We start from the raw sequence: 17732 nt of genomic DNA on the forward strand, positions 1-17732 counted from the left end.
ACAGGACAATAGCACACATTATAAGCGCATATACAAAAAAGGATCATTATGAATCATAAAAAAATTGTTTTTGTCGTTGCACATGAAGGCTATCAGCATGAAGAATATGGTATACCAAAAAAACTATTGGAAGAAGTGGGTTTTCAAGTTATGACTGCAAGCAACAAACCGGGAACAGCAATAGGAAAAGATGAATCCACAACAACCGTTGATATGGTTATTAAAGATATTAATATTGATGATTGCGGTGGTATTTTTTTTATTGGTGGCCCTGGAGCAATGGAACATCTTGATAATCAAGTAAGCTACGATATAATCAAAAAAGTAAACACTGCCGGCAAACCACTAGGAGCAATTTGTATTTCTACCCGTATTTTAGCGAATGCTGGTGTACTAACTGGTAAAGAAGCAACTGGTTGGAACGGTGATGGTAAGCTTGGTGATATTTTCAAAGAACATGGCGTAAAATATATCAACAAAGAAGTCGTTGTAGACGATACGTTAATTACTGCTACCGGCCCAAGTGCTGCACAAGAATTTGGAGAAAAAATTATTTCTTTGTTACAAGATCAGCGTAGCTGGGGATAAAAGCCACTTAATCTTCTATAAGTGAATCAAACAAATCAATAATCTTTTTTCTATATTTCTAAAAAGATTATTGATAAGACAAAATTAGTATTTTCTCTATCAAAATAAACCATTAGAAAATACCCTATCATTCTGTCAAAAAATTAGCCTCTTGTTTAGTCAAAATATTGTTGATTTTTATATATAAAATTTACTATTATAAAATAAAAAGGGCTCTTAGTTTTTTTAGGGGAAATCATGAACAAAAAAGGGTTTTTAGTACTATTAATAGCTATTTCAGCAGTATTTGCTACCAGTTGCCGCTATTGGAGAAACAGGGGTTTTGGTTGGCATAGACGTGGTTGGGGCTATCATAGACCATGGGGCGGTAGTGGCTACTACGGTAGAGGAGGATGGTGGGGAGCACCAGGTTTTGGTATTACCATCGTAAGTGGTAACAAACGCCAACCAAGTCAATATTACGATGATTATGTAGACTCTCAAGGAAAAGATTATTGGCGTGTTTTTAACGATACACCATATAGCATTCGCTTTAAAGCAGAAGGCCACGATTCTCGAACATTATCTCCAGGTGAATCACGTAAAGTTCCTCACGAGTATGGTTTCGATTTTTATGTAGAAGCAAATGGTAGAAGTATTAGTTCATCAACATCACATCATCGTATCAAGATATATGATCGTGGACGCGGAAAGATTGGCATACGCAAATCAAGATAAGCATTATGATAAAACCAAATAAACCGCACAAATTAATAATCGTCATCGTTTTAATTCTAGTAGGTAGTACGATTTTATACACACAGCGTGCTGTACAAGCTGCAAGACATGCAAATAGAAAACAAAGTACGAGAATTTCTCGCCTGACAATCCCACAAAGAAGTGAAAGACAATCAAAACTAGCAAGGCGCTCACGTGGGGTACGACTACAGCCCTATCCATTACGTGGCACTCACTATCCGTACAAAAAAAAACAATATGGTTACAAAAAACAATCTCCAAACACCCAAAGACGACACTACTCCAGGTTTTGGTATCGAAGGCCATATGGCTACTATCACCATGTTTATCCATATAGTTATAGCTCTTATGTATATGATGATTACAACGGCAACCCACACCGTTATAGCAATACATACCCTTAATTCACAAAATAAAAATTATAGTTATCTGAGTAATACAGCTCGTGCAGGTGCCGCTTCTAAACCAATAGTAAGAAGTGGCAAACAACACAGCATATATTCTCCCGGATCAACATGATTTAAACGTAGGCCCTCAATGATAGCAATATTGTTTTCTAAAAACGTCTTGTGTGTTTCATGGTCCGGCTGGCCACGTTCAATACCAAGATAATCAATACCAACGGTATTGATTTTTTTTTCAGATAAATACTGCGCGGCATCTTTATTAATAAAAATAAAATCGTAGTTAAACTTTTGTGTTGGAACTAATGAGCTATTTTTTGTCTTAAATAATAAAATATCGCCAGACTCAATAAAAAATTTTTCTAAATCTCTCACTGAGATAGATTCTGTTACCTGCGTTAAATCGAACACCTTACATACGCCAATAAAATATTCAAGACTTACTCGATCCGCAGTTTTACCACCTTGTAAAAAATGTGATGGCGCATCAACATGCGTACCAGTATGTGAACCAAGCGTTATTATTGAATCTCGTACACTATCTTTTTCAAATGTTTTGTTTTGTTTGAACTGGACTACTTGTTTGTCTTTGTAGTTAGTCATATCTTCTGTTATTGGCCAGCTAATATCAATTATTTTCATTTTTCAATTTTTTTAAATTCATGCCCACCAAACGAGTTTCGCAACATCGAAACTAATTTAGTTGCATAGTTACCACCCGTTTGTTGCGACCAATCTCGAATTTCAAGTGAGCGTTTAATCAAATCTACCGGAATATTTCGTTGCTCTGCTTCCTCAACTGTCCACTTACCCATCCCGGTTGCTGCAACTTCACCTGAAATATTCTTTAATTCTTGATCCTTTTGAACAATATCATGCAACAATTGCAAGATAAATGAGCGAATAATAGACCCATTATTCCATACACGTGTAATCTCATCTAAATCAAGCACCTGATCTTTAAATGTGCCCTCTTTGATAACATGCAAACCTTCCGCATACGCTTGTAACAATGCATACTCAATACCGTTATGTACCATTTTTACATAATGACCGGTTCCCGATGGACCCATATAACCGACACCCTCTGGCATTGCAATTGCTTCTAGTAATGGATAAATTTTTGTATACGCAGCCTTATCTCCACCAACCATCAAACAAAAACCAACTGCTTTGCCATGCAAACCTCCAGATGTACCACAATCTAAAAAAAACATATCTCTTGCCGCAAAAAGATCTGCTCGTCGCATCGAATCATGAAAATTACTATTACCACCATCAACAACAATATCGCCACCTTTCAAATGTGGTAATAATTGTTCAATCACACTATCAACAACTTCGCCAGCTGGAACCATAAGCCATATGATACGTGCTTGCTGGGCAACCTGCTCAATCAAATCTGTTGTATCGCCACCCATCATTGTTAATTGACCCATTAATTCTTTGGACAAATCAAAACCAACCACAGTATGACCTGCATTAAGTATACGCTGCGCAATTGCAAGACCCATTCTACCCAAGCCAATAATTCCCACATTCATGATCTCCACCTCATTCCATGTTTTTGCGCAAATGTTTCTAATGCTTTTGGCCCAGTGCTGCCCGGTTCATATTCATGTATCGGTAAGTTCATGGCATCAACATTATCAATTAACTTCCATGCATATTCGATCTCATCAAAACGAACCGAAATAGAGCGTTCGCCTTTAATAATCTCGTACAATAAAATTTCATGCGCTTGCGGTGTTTGCTCTGCAAATAAACAGCTATGGCAAAATTCCATTTTTATTGGCATCACACTTGATTGGCCAAGTTTTTTTGCGTTTAAACTTAATGCAAACGTCGCTTCTGGAGCAATTTGAATTGTCAAGTAATTAGAATCACTCGGACAATCTTTGGCCAACAAGCAATCAACCTGTTTAAATTTAATATGAATAACTGTTTCTTTCTTATCCAAACATTTGCCCGTTTTTAAATAAAACGGCACTCCAGCCCATCGCCGATTATTAACCTGCAAATATAACGCTGCAAATGTTTCTGTTTTTGAATTCGGTACTACCGCTTTTTCTTTTGTATAATTTTTATATTGACCAAGTACTGCATCGATAAGTTGTACATTTTCCAGCACTTTCGCACGCTCGATGGCAACCGACTCACCACTTAATTTTTCTGGAGATTCCATACCAATAAGTGCAAGCAGTGACATCATATGATTTTGTACTACGTCTTTAAGTGCGCCATATTTATCGTAATATGCACCTCTATTTTCTACGCACAGATTTTCGCTAACAATTATTTGTACATTATCAATATATCGATTATTCCACAATGGCTCGAATACACAGTTGGTAAAACGAATTAATGAAATATTGCCGACCAACTCTTTTGTTAAATAATGATCAATACGGTAAATTTGATGTTCATAAAAATGCTGTGCTATACATTCGTTAATTTCATGTGCTGACTGCAAATCGTGACCAAATGGTTTTTCGTAAACTATACGATGCCAATTTTGTTTTTTATCATTAATCTTTCGTGCAAGCTTTGACGTTGCTAAATGTTGTGTAATTTCACAAAAAAAGTGCGGTGCTGCAGCCAGATAAATTAATCTATTGCCAGAAAGCTTATATTTTTTCTCTAATCTTGTAACTGTCTTTTCAAGTGCTACAAAATCTTCTTGTTTCGTAAAACTTAATTGTTGATACACGAAGCTATTAGTAAGTTTTTGCCAAATAGCTTCATTTAGTTTTGTAATGAATGGTTTTGCACGCTCTAAAATATTTTCAACTGTTTCATCTTCAAACGCAGCACCGACAATACACACTTTTTCGATTTTTTCTTCTGCCAGTAACTTGTATAACGAAGAAATTAATTTACGTTTTACCAAGTCACCTGTGGCCCCTAAAATAATAATGGTACAATTACTCATACTCATCTTTCAGCCAATAGTTTTCGTGTTTCTTTTTTATATAGTTGAACATGCGGCTGATCAAACGGATTGACCCCAAACAAAAAACCGAGATACATAATTTCCATCATCATTGTCTGTAACAGCTGCCCAACATAAAATGCAGATTTTTCTGGTAATGTGATGCTACAAAAAGGCAATTGCTGCTTTTTATATACCGTATACACACTATTAAAAATTGCCTGCATAATAGAGGATACTGGTATGCCTTGTATGTTGGCAACAAGTTTTTCAAAATCATCAAATGTCGGTAACACAATATTTGATTTACTTTTTTCTATTGTCACAAACGTAGTAAATCGATTATTAGGCCCACCTAGATAGAGCTGTGCCATTGAATGCAAATCAGTACTACCAATCGAAATTGTCGGCATTAGCCCTTTACCATCTTTTCCTAAACTTTCTGCCATCAGTTGCCGATACCACCGGCCAATACTTTTCAAATCAACTGAAAATAAAAATAAGTCATGTATCGGAATGTTTTTTTTATACTGCGCAAAAAGAAGTACTGCGCGAACAGCCGCTATATTGGTATCTCCAGCACCAATACATGAATCAATAACACTTTCAGCGCCAGTGCACAATTGCTCAATAGCAACATTCATCATGCCAAGCGGAAACAACCCAACGGCAGAAAAAACAGAATACCGACCACCAACTATTTTTGGTATTGCCAAAACTATAACATTGTATTCCACTGCCCATTTCCACAGCATAGAACCTTGATCGGTTGTTACCACAACATGCTCATACCAATCTTCTTTTTTATATCGCTTGAGTAGTTCTAAAAAAAGTTCAAAATTCGCGATTGTTTCTGTAGTAGTACCAGACTTGCTGACTACATTTAATAAAATATTTTTACCTGCTTCTAGCTCTTGTTCAACAAGCAAAACAATATCCCACAAATAATCAGTATCAACTGTATCTGCAAAATATACTTTTGTTTCAGGAATATGCTCATTATAAAAACGGCCAAATAGCGCTTCTTGCACAGCAATTGTTCCCAGATTAGATCCGCCAATACCTACGACTACCATCACGCTCGGCTCAAGTTTTTTTTTCTGAGCAATTACTTTCTTTACGCATTCAATATTCTTTTTGTCCCTCGGCAAATTAATTGATGCATAGTTAGTTTCATATTCTGACAAGCGCGTGCTACTAACCCGTTCAACTTCCTGCTGCAACCGCACTACATACTGCTGTAGTTCATCATGATCAACCAAACTGACTTTTTGGTACTCGAAAGAAAATAGTTTCACCGATGATCCCATTTGTTATGTTCGATTTTTCTTTTTTTACAAATGTGCAACAAAATAATAAATGCTTAACTATTTATCGCACATATTATCCATCACCAGATACTGAGCAGCACCATAAAGACTTACATTATAATCGGCAACGATAAAAATGGGTACTGTTTTGAGCAGCTCTTGTTGTTTTCCACAGTTAATAAATTCTTCCATAAAACCTTTTTCTCGAAACATTTGTACATTATGTGCAGCAATGCCGCCAGCAATATAGATACCGCCAAGAGCAAGCGCATCAAGAGCAAAATTTTTTGCACATCGAGCATATAATTTTTTATATAGCTCATATGTTTTTTTGCAATGTTCATCTTCGTTACACGCATTAAAAATTTCATCCGGATGTGGGCCATTGCCAAGACTTTTTATATCATCACTATTGCATGATCTAAAAAATGTATACAATCGCCTGATACCATCACCAGAAAGTACATCTTCCCACGAAACATTGCACTCTTGCCCTTCATTTTTTCTTATGAAGGCCATCAAATCATACTCAATATGGTTTTGTACAACAAAGTCCGCATGGCCACCCTCTGAGGGTAACGGTATATAACGATTATATTCATCTGACCAATACAAAATTGACTTTCCCAAGCCAGTACCGGCACCCAAAATAGCTTTATTGGCTTTAAATCGAACATTACCTTGATTGACTTTAATTAAATCTTTCTCGTCAATACTACTCAAACCATACCCGATAACCAAAAAATCATTAACAATAAAAGCACATTCTAAATCGGTATTTTTCATAATATCTTGAGCATCAATTACGAAATCTAAATTAGTTGGCTTGCAATACATTCGATCTTCAGACGGTACCCCTGCTGCAGCAAAACAACAATATTTTAAAATAATGTTATACTCTTTTTGTACCTGCTCAAGGACATCGCGCACAACATCAGTAAAATTTTTTACTGTTTGGCTTTTTGTATGCAAAGAAAACAACATGTTTAATTGACTATTTTTTTGCTGAAAAATACCAAAATTACTATTTGTTCCACCAATGTCTGCAGCCAATAAACATTCGATATCTTTTGGAATTGTTTCAACATACTTTCTGAATGTAAACTCACGCATTACTCTTCCACCCGTTTCTTCGTTCATATTAAAGCTGGCCAACGCATCATCGTAAACAGACATACTTATTTTTAAACAAACAACTTTAAAAGCATTATAACGGATAATCCTTCTGTTGTACTAGATAGCACCCTACTTTTTTTTTGCTTCATTGCTCAAGGGTATTATTACTTCATTGACTTTCACCACCAGTGATTGCAACACTATGACCAATAAAAAGGTGCGCATACAAATGAGGATGACATGACAGACAATGTAGAAGATAAATTAATAAAAGTTATATCTCCTATTTTTCAAATTACCGCAATTTGCATAAGTGTCGCCTGCATTACGTTCGCGTTATTTAAGGGACTATCAGCATTACATATTCATGAAAAATCACCACAAATAGAAATAGTTACACCAAAAACAGTAAAAGAACTTGGTGGATTCCCTAATGAGGTTACTACAGGATTATACATACATGAATTTCAAAAATTCGATATAGTTAATAATGATTTTTTATTTTCTGGCATTGTTTGGTTCTTATTTAATCCTGGTATTATTTCACTTGAAACGCTTAAAAAATTTGAGTTTGATCGCGGAACTATTATAGAAAGAAGCGAACCTAACGTTACCGTCCTGGATAAAAAACTTCTGGCACGATTTCCCATACGAGCACATGTTGCTGCCAATCTTGATTATAGATATTTTCCACTTGATGATCATCGCATTTATTTTGTTTTAACACATCCATTAGTTTCACCAGAAAATATTTTACTTGCATCATCCAATCAAGAATTTTCAGTCAAACCCGATGTACGTACAACAGGATGGCAAAAAATTGATATAACAGTTATTTCTGGATATGGAGAATCGACACTTGATATACATGATGAGCGTAAAACATTACAATACCCGAGCATTGTATTTTCCATTGATTATGCACGTCATGGTACTCGATACGTTATTTCAATTTTATTGCCATTGCTTCTTATTTTTTATCTCACCTTGTTTACGTTCTCTTTTGGTGATACATCATCTCGCACCAGTATTTCTCTTTCAACTGGTAGCATCACAGCAATTTTGGCATACAGATTTGTCATCGAAAATTTATCACCAAACACCGGTTATTTTATGCTTTCTGATTATCTTTTCTTCTTATTTTTGGGTGGTAGTTTTTTAGTCTTTTTTACTAACATTATCGACGCTTTTGCGATAAACATACCAATTGTATATAAAAAATTTATTATTATCCTTCTACATACCATAGTCATTACCACTTCAATATATTTATTTATATTTTGGTAGGAAATTTATGAATATAAACAAAAAAAAAAGCTCTACTCTCAACTCTCTTATTATATTACTTGTTTTTGCAGCTAATAGTTTACATGCTTTTTCAACACTTACAAAATTAAAAGAATATGTACTTGCATATTCTGAATATCCACCAAGTGATAACAATAACTGGCTTGATCCAGACTATACTACCTTCCATCAATCAATCACCACGAATCCATTACTCAGATGGACACATAAAATTGGACTACGAAAAAAAATAACATGGAATGAAGTAAACTTTCACACATTACTCAAAGAAGTTGTTGACCACAGAGAAACACAAAAATTAACCGGTGATACAGTCGTACATATACACTGTAAACCAAACACAAAAATATATGTATGGTCAGATTTACATGGTGCACTTCACTCACTTATACGTTGTCTCACTAGTTTACAAAAACAAAATATCATCGACGATACACTTAAAATAACTCAAGCTGATACTTATTTTGTTTTTAATGGCGACTCTATTAATCGTTCTGCATACAACCTGGAAACACTCAATGTGTTGCTTAATCTTCTTGAAAAAAATCCTGATAATGTTTTTTATATTCGTGGAAAACATGAAACCAAAAGCTATTGGCAAAATTTCGGACTAAAGCGTGAGCTCAAAATACGCATGGCCCATCTTTCTGAAGAAGCAATTCCACTTGCCTCATGGATTAATCGTTTATTCAATACGTTGCCACTTGCAATATATTTAAGTGTAGATAAAAAGCCATCAGAGCTCATCCGTATCTCTCATGTTGGTAGAAAAAACAACATAATTGATGAAGAAAAAATGGGAAATTTATTTAGTACCCATATCGATTCAACTATTACCTATCATCAGTTGAATAATAAAAAGGATAGAACAAGTCCAATTGATATCAAAGTAATTATCAAAACAGAAGATTGGATGAAAGAGCAGCGCGCAAGCAATGGTCTTGGATTACTCGATCAAGACAAAGGCGCTACCGCATGGGCAGTTCTTTCTTCACCTACTATAGCACATCGTAAATATTACAATTTTTTTTATGATGCGTTTGCTGTTATCACCGTTGGCTCAAGTGTTGATACAACTCCTATCACGCTATATCGGAATAATTTGAAAACAGAAGAAAATTTTGCTCTATATCAAACATATAATATTGTGACGGCAATTGCTAAAGGAACACCCACATATAAACAAAAAAGAAAAAAAGATTTTTTTATTGGATCTTCAATGGCACTAGAACTGGGCGTACCAATTATGGGTCAGCGCACTAAACGCGGCATGTCCGTAGCTATTAACCAAACAAATCAAACTGGCGGCATTAATGGACATCAACTGCGTACTATTATACACAATGATGATTATGTACCTTATTTAACCCGCCAAAACATAAACGGATTTATAAAAAAAGATATAAACACTATTTTACTACCTGTTGGTAGCCCAACACTTAATTCATATCTTGATTATATTCGTAAACAGCAAATTGCAGTACTATTTCCCATTACTGGTGGTCCGCAATTCCGCGCACCTGATCTTAAAGGCTTAATCCATTGGAGAGCAACCTATAACGATGAAGTGCAAGCACTTATCAATTATTTAGTAACTGAGTATAACACATATAAATTTGCATTTTTCTATCAAGATGATGCATATGGCCAAGAGCCAGTCAAAGCGGCACATGAAACACTAAAAAGTCTCGGCATCACTGAGTGGGTAGATATTCCTTACACACGCGCAGCAATCGATTTTACTAAACAAGCACAAATAATAGAAGAAAAACAACCTGATGCAATTGGATTTTTTTCCACCGGACAAGCAACTCAAGAGCTCATCAGACAAATTGGTATCCCTACACTTACTAACAAGCAACTATTTGGCATTTCGTTTCTAGGTGAACAACCATTCCGACGCTTCATAAAACAACATGGACTTGAAGTTTTATTTGGCGCAGTTGTTCCTAATCCATATACAAGTGAACTTGAAATTGTAAAAAATTATCGTACAGCAATGGATGCCAATAATCATCCATATGATATTTTTTCACTTGAAGCATATATTACTACCAATATCTTAGCAGATATTCTCAAAAAAATTGGAAAAACACCAACCAAAGACAATATTATTAAATACATTGAGACCCTCAAAAATTATACATTTAAAGGCCTCACGCTTACATTTGATCCACAACGGCGCGATCTTGCACAATATGTATGGATTGAAACAGGTAAAAATGTGCAGTGGATTCAACAGGAAATCAATAAAAAAACGATAAGGTAAACAACAAAATATAAGATCACATTTACTAATGTTGATCTTTACCTTTTTCTTCTTCACCATCTTCTTCATCGTCATTCTTGTCTGAAACAACCACCTTACCGTCTTTTAACCGAATAACATCGAGATTCCAATTTTTAAAACCATTTTTTAGGGTTAATAGGCCAAAAGCATCCCCCATTTTTTTAACTTCAGCATCTAAACCATAAAATCCTTTTGGTGTTACAGCAAACGTACAAACAATACCATCCCATAGACCTCCTGGTCCATTATTTGCTTTTTCATCAATCCAAATTTTGCCAACACCAGTATCTTCTTCAGCACCTATTCCATCTTTATTCCAAATGCGTTTCATCATTGGACTTACAGAATCTCCAGATAACGTACCATGCTGATGGGCTCTAAAAATACCACATACTTTATACTGTGCGCCTTCAGGTCTATATATATGCTTAAGCACTCTGTTTGTTTCAAATTTTCCATAAGATAAAGCACCTCCTCTAGCTATCTTTATCTTATCTATTGGACTCACGTTAAAGTCATTCCACATAAAACCCAAGGATCCTACTCCAAATATACTAACAGGTGTTGTAAATTCATAGTTTATTAAACAATCGATAACTGCACCTTGATCATCCAAATTATTAATATGCTCGTGTAGATTCTCATACGTCTGCTCTTTTGACTTATCATGAGATTTGTCTGCCTCTGTCTTACCACCATTAGATTTGACTTTGGAACTGTCTAGCTTTATATTCTTAATTCGCGTTTTTTTACTTATATTTAACAATTGATACATACAAGATTTTTCATTTTTTAATAGATCTCCTGGATGATATCCAATCTCAATTCCACCATGGCAACACTGAATGACTTCTGTTATATTCTTTTCATTTTTGTTACCAAGATATAAAACAACCGGCATCAGTTCTTGCATATTATATAATTTGTTAGCCAAAGAATTATACTTACCTTCTTCTGTTGTCCCAAGATTAATCTGAAACTTATTCTTAAGCTCATCCGCAAAACCGTACATGCCTTGTACCGTTACATCTTCATGATTACCACGAACTAAAAATACTTGATCCCAATTCATAAGTTTTAATGTCAAAATAGTATTAAGAACTTCTGCTCCGTACCAACCACGATCAACATAATCACCCAAGAAAATCATATAAAAATTTTTCTTAGCTATCTTATATGCATTATTCTTTTTCATATAACCCTGATCAGCAAGATGTTGAATAAATTCCAATGTTGAATGAATATCACCATGCAGATCTCCATGGAATGCTATAACAGATTCCGCAGGCAAAATAAGTTTCTGAGCAACTGGTTTAAACGGTAGCCTTATCTCTTTTTTGTCTCCCTTTTCAACTTCCCTTTTAACTTCTTTTTTTCTATATGCCCAAGAAATAACCTTTTGCCACCACCACATTCTCTTACGCTCTTCTGCTATTCTCTTTCGCTCTTCTGCTATTCTCTTTCGCTCTTCTTCACGGTTTTTTTCTACATCAATATCATACCTTTCTAAGTCATATTGTTGCTTATTAATAAATTTACCAATTAATTTTTCAAACTGATATTTTTTAAGTGGCGTTTTTTTTGGTAGTACATTTTTGTCACTATGTAGTACATTTTTGTCACTATGTAGTACATTTTTGTCACTATGTAGTACATTTTTGTCACTATAAAGAGGAAGCTTCTCACATTCTTGCTTAAAATATGCAAATGATCCAATAAACCTATAATATGGAAGCGTATCTTCCTCTTTCTTTTCAATAGGCATATTACCATCTTGGTAACTTAATTTATTCTTATCGCCTGTTTCTTCCATTGCTAAAGCAACAAATGCAGAAAAATAAACAATAATAATAGAAGTAAACAATTTTTTCATTTTTTTCATCATAAATCCCTAATAAAAATAGCGTACAAAACCCACCCAATTATTGCAAATAGAAAGAAATAATCTAAAATAATACTGTGCACAGCCCAGATAGAGGGCAGCACTACTACCCCACACCCACTACTTGTTTATGGTAACACAATTTATTGACTTTCACCAACTCTTTTGTATCGTAAAATAAAAATGCTATGCATTATGTATGCATAATTCAGAGTAGTAAAGGCAGTCATGAAAACAGCTTCCAACACATTTTTTTGTATCTCGTTCTTACTATCATTTTTTTTGGAAGCACGATCAACAAAAACACCACCCTCTGTAAAACGTCATTTTTATCGGCCACAAAAAATTACCTTTGCCGATATACAACACGCCGTTACCCCTTATAAAAAAGCAGATATACAGTTATATTTACCTCATCTTTCACTAAATAAAGCTCGTGCAATTGGCCATGAATATCGCTCTATTATAAAGATAAATCAAGAGCTTTGGCGCTCACTTAAACGATCTGAATTAATACCCATCAGTGAATATCTGCCCCAGGTACGGTTTTCTATGAGCGCATCTAATAATAGAGCCGATGTGCTGCCAACAAAGCAACTCGATGTTATTATCACGCAACTTCTTTATCAAGGAAATGGCCCAATACAAAAATATAAAATTGCTGTACATGAAAGCGAAATTTCTTGGTGGCAAGTAGCATTAATAAAAGATCAAGTACAATCACAAGTAGAACAAAGCTATTTATCTTTATGGCGTACACAGCAAGAAGAACGGTCAATTTATTTTTTACATCAGGCAGCAACACATGAATTTGACCAAGGATGGAATGTAAATAACGTTGGCTTGCTTGCCAAACCAGAATGGGAACAAGAACACGCCCGTTATGCCAGTGCTTTAAGTATTATCAATGGCTATCAAGATAGAAAAAAGCTAGATCACGACAAGCTAAAATTTTTTGTTGGCAAAAAAAAAATAGATGAATCACTTGCTGTAAAGAGCACCCTTGAATTTTTAGCAAATAATTTATCTTCAGCACAAAAATATGATTTACCTTTTTACCTAAAAAATGCATTCAAATTGCGAAAAGAACTACGAATTAATGAACAGGAGATTTTAAAAGAACAACGTAAAAGAGATTTATTTGCCCAATCATATTTGCCAACTATTTTTGTACAAACAAATATTACCAATACGTTTTTTCGTAGAGGATCAACACCTAGTGGAACCTTCTGGCAAATCGCTCTTCGACTCGATTGGCAATTTGACGGACTTGGTAACGCACATCGTGCACGAGCAAATGATGCCATCGTATTAGCAAAAATGATTGAACGTATTAATACTCAAAATATCATTACTGTTGAGGTACAAACAGCATATCACACGGTACAAGGACAATTAAAAGAACTACAAGCAGCGCAAGCACAATTAAAGCAACAACAAGCCCAATATGAACGTGCAGTTGTACAACATGATATTGGAGAAATTAATGGTGTAGCTTTTTCTCGTGCGCAAGAAACATGGGAACAGGCACAATTTGATGTGATGAATCTCACCGTAAAAACTGTACAAAATTATCGCGATTTATTATTTAAAGCTGGTTACCCGGATAATCTATGAATATAAAACATTTCATTGCTCCAAGTCTTTTATTTCTTTCTTTGATTATTATTATTTGGTTTGGCTATCTTTACTTTTTCTCCAAGCCCGATCAGGACTTTTTTACCATTGGCAAAGCGCAAAAACGCACTATTACACAAATTATAAAAGCAACCGGTTCACTTAAAGTGGAAGACTCTATGCGTATTGGTAGTATTGTACCTGGTGTTATTCAAAAAATGTATGTTGAAGAAAATGAAGAAGTGAAAAAAGGCCACCTTTTAGCATCAATTGATGATGGTAATCAAGATACATTGGTTCGCTCTACACATGCGATATGGGAAAGTTCACAAGCTGTGCTCAAATATCAAAAAGCATTTTATGGAAGGCAGCGCATTTTATATGAACACAATCATATTTCTCGTAATGATTTTGATCAGTTTACCCAAAATTATGAAATTGCTGTTGCACAAGAAAAACGACGTAAAGCAGAGCATGAGCGAGCACTGCTAGAATTTAATAACAAACAAATAAAGGCGCCTGATGACGGTCTTGTTGTTGAAAAAGTTTCTCGAGAGGGTGAAACAGTAACATTAGCCTCTCCAGCAACTATTATTTATATTCTTGCTCGAGATATTACTAAAATGGAAGCAAAGCTTGAAATAGATGAGAGTACTGTAGGAATGCTCAAAAAAAACATGGAAGCACACATGACTTTTGATACATATCCAAATCAAGTATTTAATGGCCCGATTACGGATATTAGTAACGCACCAAAAACAAAAAACGAAGCTGTCAGCTACAATGCAACAGTCTATCTTGATAACACTGAGAGATTATTTCGCCATGGCATGACGGTTAATGCCGAAATTATAGTAGCTGAAAAACAAAATGTTTTAAGTGTTCCCGGTAATATTTTTAAAATTAGCCAAATTACACTGGAGCAGATTGCACAAGCAAAAGGTTTTGCTGTACAAGCATTGAGCCAAGAAGAAAAAATAAGGCTCAAGCGCGCTGGTAATATGAAAACAGTATGGCTTGTCAAAGGAAAAAATTTTGTAGAACATTCAGTGCAAGTTGGCGTAAATGACAATGCTTTTTTTGAAATAGTTAAAGGATTAACCGGTCAAGAAGATTTGATTTTCGACACTGCAGAACCAAACGTCATGGAAGAGTTTTTTGAACGATTCTTTGGTAAAGGGTTATAATACATCATGAATATCACGATTTTAGTTCGCAGCTCACTCAAAGCACTTCGTAAACACAAAGTCCGCTCATTTTTAACCGTACTTGGGATCATGATTGGTATTGCTGCTATTATTGTGACCTTCTCTGTTGGATCTGGCGCTGAAGTTAAAATCAGAAAACAAATTATGGCAATGGGAGAAAATGCCGTATACATTGTACCGGGAAGTGTTATGGAACGCGGCACTGTTCGCTCGGGAACAGCGCGTCTTGTACGCCTTAAAGAAAAAGATTTGTATGCTATCACACAACAGTGCCCTGAAGTTGAAAAAATCTCACGCGGACAAGAATCATTACAAAATATTGAATATGGACCCAAAGGAGTAAAAGACCGAATTGTTGGTAGTGATGCAAATCTACTTGAAATTAGTAAAAAGAAAACAATTAAGGGTAACTTTTTCACTCAATATCATGTCAAACAACGCTCAAATGTTGTGGTACTTGGTATGGATATTGCAACAAAATTATTTAAAAAAGAGGACCCAATTGGCAAAACCATTTTGATTAAAAAAATTCCATTTACAGTAATTGGCGTTATGGAATACATTGATTTTTTTTGGGGTATTTCCGATCCTAACAATCGCGTACATATTCCATTTACCGTAGCACAAAAATATTTTCGTAAACCCGAAGAAGGTCAATATGACGTTGGCTTTATTGGTTTGAGCATACGACCAGGGTTTAATGCAAGTTTAACATTGCGTAAAGTCAGAAGAATTTTACGATTTTCTCACAAGATTGATGATGGCGAACCAGATGACTTTACCATTTTTGATCAGCAATCAGTTTCTAGCTCAGCAACAGCTGCTTCACGTGTCATAAAATTATTTGGTTTAATTGCTGCATCAATTTCGTTACTTGTTGGCGGTATCGGCGTAATGAATATTATGCTTGTTTCAGTACAAGAACGCACTAAAGAAATTGGAATACGCTTAGCACTTGGAGCAACTCAAACAGCAGTACAAAGTCAATTTTTAATAGAAGCTGTGTTTCTTTCTTGCGTCGGTGGTATTCTTGGTATAGCGTTTGGCATACTAGCACAACATTTTTTGAGCAACGCTACCGATTTGCCGGGTACTATTGAAATTATTCCACTGTTAGTGTCATTATTTTTAACTATTTTTACCGGAATTTTCTTTGGCTATTACCCCGCACGCAAAGCATCGTTATTAAATCCTGTTGACGCCTTACGACATGAGTAGTTTATGCCATTTTTAAACGTACATGACATTACTAAAACATTTCTTATCGGAGAACAAAATCTCACAGTACTACATGGCATTACCATGGAGGTAAAAAAAGGTGAGTTTTTAGCACTAACCGGAAAATCGGGTTCAGGTAAATCAACGCTTATGAATATTTTAGGCTGTCTGGACGTACCAACAACTGGTTCCTATTTTTTTCAAAAGCAAGATATTTCTAAACTTAGTCCTGATCAGCTAGCTCACATTAGAAATAAACAAGTCGGCTTTGTATTTCAACAATTTAATTTATTACCTGACTTAACCGCACTTGATAACACTGCACTACCTTGTTTGTATAGTGGTATGAAAGAAAAAGAAGCACAAGATAATGCAAAAAAAGTTTTAGCTCTTGTTGGGCTTGATGATCGATTGCATCACTATCCAACACAACTTTCTGGCGGCCAGCAACAACGTGTTTCTATTGCACGCGCACTGGTTAACAAGCCAATTTTAATTTTGGCCGATGAACCTACCGGAAATTTGGATTCAAAAACTGGCAACCGGGTCATGGATGTTTTCAGACATTTAAATAAAACACAACAAATTACAGTAATTTTAGTAACACACGATTTGGACTTAGCAAGTACCACAAAACGTATTATTACACTCGTTGATGGTCAGATTGAAACCGATCGATTAACTTAAAGGAATTTTTATGTTTAAAAAATTTTTATTGCTATCATTACTTCCTACTGCACCACTTATTTTAAAAGCACAAAATGAAAGTGTATCACAAACACATATGCAAACTGGTTCTGTTATACACCTATATTCTATTCAACAATTTGATACATTAATTAAAGAATACAATCGTGTTGTAGTTGATTTTTATGCTCCATGGTGCAGTCCATGCAACCGTATGAGTCCTATGATGGATGAATTAGCCCAAGAATTTAACGATATTTTATTTATAAAAATTAATATCGATAACATGAAACAACTTGTAAGCCGATATAGCATTATGAGTATTCCTACATTCATGTTTTTTAAAAATGGCAATCACGTGCATCGATTTACCGGCATACAAAGCAAGAGCACTATGAGAAATGAAATTCGCTCACGTATAGGATAATTTTACA

15 protein-coding genes are annotated in these 17732 nt (G+C 35.1%); 9 read left to right on the top strand and 6 right to left on the bottom strand.

Features of this window, described 5'->3' with window-relative positions; genetic code table 11:
• Positions 1-48 precede the first annotated feature (48 nt).
• On the top strand, positions 49-588 hold the full coding sequence (locus KC460_01970; GenBank protein MCA9770114.1) for a DJ-1/PfpI family protein: 540 nt from the start codon (positions 49-51) through the stop codon (positions 586-588).
• Positions 589-825: 237 nt separating this feature from the next.
• Complete coding sequence (locus tag KC460_01975; protein MCA9770115.1) at positions 826-1305, top strand: hypothetical protein; 480 nt, start codon at positions 826-828, stop codon at positions 1303-1305.
• A 446-nt stretch (positions 1306-1751) separates the two neighbouring features.
• On the opposite strand, the gene KC460_01980 is transcribed toward KC460_01975, so the two are convergent.
• From KC460_01980 to KC460_02000, 5 genes are all read right to left on the bottom strand, one after another.
• Positions 1752-2372, bottom strand: coding sequence for a cyclase family protein (locus KC460_01980; protein MCA9770116.1), 621 nt, complete (start codon positions 2370-2372; stop codon positions 1752-1754).
• On the bottom strand, positions 2369-3274 hold the full coding sequence (gene gnd / locus KC460_01985; GenBank protein MCA9770117.1) for a decarboxylating 6-phosphogluconate dehydrogenase: 906 nt from the start codon (positions 3272-3274) through the stop codon (positions 2369-2371). The genes KC460_01980 and gnd overlap by 4 nt, the downstream gene beginning before the upstream one ends.
• Positions 3271-4662 carry a glucose-6-phosphate dehydrogenase gene (gene zwf, locus KC460_01990; GenBank protein MCA9770118.1) on the bottom strand — a complete coding sequence of 464 codons (1392 nt, stop codon included), beginning with the start codon at positions 4660-4662 and terminating at the stop codon, positions 3271-3273. Before zwf ends, gnd begins: the two co-directional genes overlap by 4 nt.
• A 2-nt stretch (positions 4663-4664) precedes the next feature.
• The gene (locus KC460_01995; GenBank protein ID MCA9770119.1) at positions 4665-5960 is read right to left on the bottom strand and encodes a hypothetical protein; all 1296 of its coding nucleotides are present in this window, start codon (positions 5958-5960) and stop codon (positions 4665-4667) included.
• 69 nt (positions 5961-6029) lie between these two features.
• On the bottom strand, positions 6030-7148 hold the full coding sequence (locus KC460_02000; protein ID MCA9770120.1) for a glucokinase: 1119 nt from the start codon (positions 7146-7148) through the stop codon (positions 6030-6032).
• Between the two features lie 180 nt (positions 7149-7328).
• On the opposite strand from KC460_02000, the gene KC460_02005 reads away from it, so the two are divergent.
• Positions 7329-8375, top strand: a complete 1047-nt coding sequence (locus tag KC460_02005) for a hypothetical protein (GenBank protein ID MCA9770121.1) — start codon at positions 7329-7331, stop codon at positions 8373-8375.
• A gap of 7 nt (positions 8376-8382) precedes the next feature.
• Positions 8383-10665, top strand: coding sequence for an ABC transporter substrate-binding protein (locus KC460_02010; GenBank protein MCA9770122.1), 2283 nt, complete (start codon positions 8383-8385; stop codon positions 10663-10665).
• A gap of 25 nt (positions 10666-10690) precedes the next feature.
• Here the strand turns inward: KC460_02010 and KC460_02015 are convergent, their stop codons facing one another.
• Complete coding sequence (locus tag KC460_02015; GenBank protein ID MCA9770123.1) at positions 10691-12568, bottom strand: metallophosphoesterase; 1878 nt, start codon at positions 12566-12568, stop codon at positions 10691-10693.
• A 228-nt stretch (positions 12569-12796) separates the two neighbouring features.
• Between KC460_02015 and KC460_02020 the strand changes: the two genes are divergently transcribed.
• Genes KC460_02020 through trxA form a run of 5 tightly spaced genes read left to right on the top strand, consistent with a single transcriptional unit; the run spans position 12797 to position 17725 of the window.
• Entirely contained in the window at positions 12797-14185 is a 1389-nt protein-coding gene (locus KC460_02020) for a TolC family protein (protein MCA9770124.1), read from the top strand.
• The gene (locus tag KC460_02025; protein MCA9770125.1) at positions 14182-15372 is read left to right on the top strand and encodes an efflux RND transporter periplasmic adaptor subunit; all 1191 of its coding nucleotides are present in this window, start codon (positions 14182-14184) and stop codon (positions 15370-15372) included. Before KC460_02020 ends, KC460_02025 begins: the two co-directional genes overlap by 4 nt.
• A gap of 6 nt (positions 15373-15378) precedes the next feature.
• Positions 15379-16611 (top strand): ABC transporter permease, encoded by a 1233-nt coding sequence (locus tag KC460_02030; GenBank protein MCA9770126.1) that lies wholly within the window; start codon positions 15379-15381, stop codon positions 16609-16611.
• Positions 16612-16614: 3 nt separating this feature from the next.
• Positions 16615-17298, top strand: coding sequence for an ABC transporter ATP-binding protein (locus KC460_02035; GenBank protein MCA9770127.1), 684 nt, complete (start codon positions 16615-16617; stop codon positions 17296-17298).
• A 10-nt stretch (positions 17299-17308) separates the two neighbouring features.
• The gene (gene trxA / locus KC460_02040; GenBank protein ID MCA9770128.1) at positions 17309-17725 is read left to right on the top strand and encodes a thioredoxin; all 417 of its coding nucleotides are present in this window, start codon (positions 17309-17311) and stop codon (positions 17723-17725) included.
• Positions 17726-17732: the final 7 nt, after the last annotated feature.

It is taken from the genome of Candidatus Dependentiae bacterium, from assembly GCA_020431705.1.
In the GTDB taxonomy this organism is placed as follows: Bacteria; Babelota; Babeliae; order Babelales; family Vermiphilaceae; genus JAGQHQ01.